Genomic DNA, 2,097 nt, shown 5'->3' on the forward strand with positions numbered 1-2,097 from the left:
CACCGGGCTGCTGTATCAAGACCTGATCAAGAGCGGGGCCGTGGCGGCGGGTCAGCACCTGCCGCCGGTTTTTCCGCTGGTGCTTTACAACGGCACAGGACGCTGGACGGCCGCGCGTGACATCGCCGAACTGATCGTCCCGCTGCCCAACGCCCTGGCGCGCTACCGGCCCCAACACCGCTATCATCTGATCGATGAGGGCCGCATTGGGGAGGAAACGCTGGAGCAGGCGACCAGTGTGGCGGCCGAGCTGGTGCGGCTGGAAACCCTGGCCGCCGAAGGCCCGGAGGCGCTACGCCCGATCCTGCGTCGGCTTGGCACCCGGTTGCAGGGTCCACGCTACGCGAGCCTGCGACGGGCGCTGACGGTCTGGTTCGCGCGGGTCTTGCTCCGGCGCCTGCTGCCGGGCGAGAATTTGCCGCAACTGCACGATTTAGGGGAGGTCGAGACGATGCTTTCCGAACACGTTGACGAGTGGACGCAGAAGTGGAAGCGGGAAGGCTTGCGGGAAGGCAAGCGGGAAGGTGAGCGGACGGGCAAGCTGGAAGGTAAGCGCGATGCGCTGAAACGCCTGCTCCGGGTCCGTTTTGGTGATCTAGCGCCTTGGGCGCAGGCGCGTATCGACGCGGCGACCCTCGGCCAGTTGGACGCCTGGCTGGACGGCCTCTTCCAGGCCGCGACCCTGGATGTCCTGCTCGGCGGCCAGCCGCCGGAGTCGCGCCCATCCACGGGTTGAGCGGTAGTGGCGCGACCTGGCCCAGTGCCTCGGGCTGGACGGGGCAAATGAGACTGTGAAAGTATTATGCTATTGTAAATCATAGAGATTGCTCAGCGCCCCGAGGCGAAATCGGGGCGAAATCGGCACAAAATAGCAATTTTCGGCGCTTTTCTCTCGAAACCGTATCACGATTAAGCGCTATGTAACTGATAAAAAAGGCTCGAATACTTGCCGAGTCTCAAATGCCCCGTCCGGCAGTTTGCCGCAAGACCCGTAACGGTCCGGCGGCAGGGGCATCCGGCCAGGAGTCAGCACCGGACCCTTGAGGCAGGGTCAGTGGTTTGACCCTGCACCGCTGCCATGGACCCGACTCCCCCCGATCTCCCGGCTCTCCCGCGCCCCCTGCCCGCACTGCGCCACAACCGTGCCTGGTCGCCCAATCCATCGGGGCCGGGGATCGGGACTGGGCCGGGCGCGTCGGCAATACGGCCATCGGGCTCACCGTGGCCTACATGGGCCTGATCAGCCTGGTGCTGGCCCTCGCCGGACCCTGGTCCATGCCGCTCTTCGTCAACCCGGCGGACGCCAATGCCGCGGCCGTGGTGCAGACCGCCGCCCTCCTGATCTGGCTCGGGGCCGCCTACCAGGTCTTCGACGGGCTGAACCTCGGCTGCGGCTTTGCGCTGCGCGGGGCCGGGGACGTGCGGGTACCGGCCCTGCTGACGGTGCTCCTGTCCTGGCTCGGCTTCCTGCCGCTGGTGCACAGCCTGGCCTTCGCCCCCGGCGCGGGCTGGGTGCCGGGCCTGCCCCAATTCGGCCTCGGCGCCCTGGGCGGCTGGATCGGTTTGCTCGCCTATGTCGCCGTGCTGGGCAGCATGATGGCGTGGCGCTGGCGTTCGGGGGCCTGGCGGCGTATCGAGCTGCGGTAAGTGGCGCCTCGACACAGGCGGCGCGGCACTGCTCGATCGTGGCGTGGACCCAAGCGTGGGCACGCGAGGTGGAGCACCTGATCTCAGCATCGCCGACGTTGCCCGCTGGGCCCGCCCGTGCAACACTTCGGGTCAGTCCCCCAGTCATCCAATCGGCCTGTGCGCCTCACTGCCATGCCCCGCCCCCCACGCAAGCGTCCGCGTGTGCGCCCCTCCGCCCGGCGGGCACGGGCGCCGCAGGACGGCTCCTACAAACCCCTGGTCTCCCACCCCGAGATGGTCGAGGGCCTGTTGCGCGACTTCGTGCAGGAGGACTGGCTGGCGCTGATCGACTTCAGCACCCTGGAGAAGCAGGGCGGCAGCTATGTCACCGACGACCTGCGCGAGCGCGAGGATGACATCATCTGGCGGGTGCGGGTGGCCGGGGAATGGCTCTATGTGTACCTGCTG

General features: G+C 67.6%; 3 protein-coding genes. All 3 read left to right on the top strand.

All coding sequences use genetic code 11. From position 1 onward, the window contains the following. On the top strand, window positions 1-736 hold a 736-nt coding region (locus QZY48_RS15425; RefSeq protein WP_295432359.1), incomplete at its 5' end, for an Rpn family recombination-promoting nuclease/putative transposase. A 323-nt stretch (window positions 737-1,059) separates the two neighbouring features. After that, window positions 1,060-1,647 (top strand): MATE family efflux transporter, encoded by a 588-nt coding sequence (locus tag QZY48_RS15430; RefSeq protein ID WP_295432362.1) that lies wholly within the window; start codon window positions 1,060-1,062, stop codon window positions 1,645-1,647. A gap of 174 nt (window positions 1,648-1,821) precedes the next feature. After that, a partial coding sequence (locus QZY48_RS15435) for an Rpn family recombination-promoting nuclease/putative transposase (protein ID WP_295432365.1) occupies window positions 1,822-2,097 on the top strand: 276 nt, incomplete at its 3' end.

The organism is uncultured Thiodictyon sp., assembly GCF_903828115.1.
GTDB lineage: Bacteria > Pseudomonadota > Gammaproteobacteria > Chromatiales > Chromatiaceae > Thiodictyon.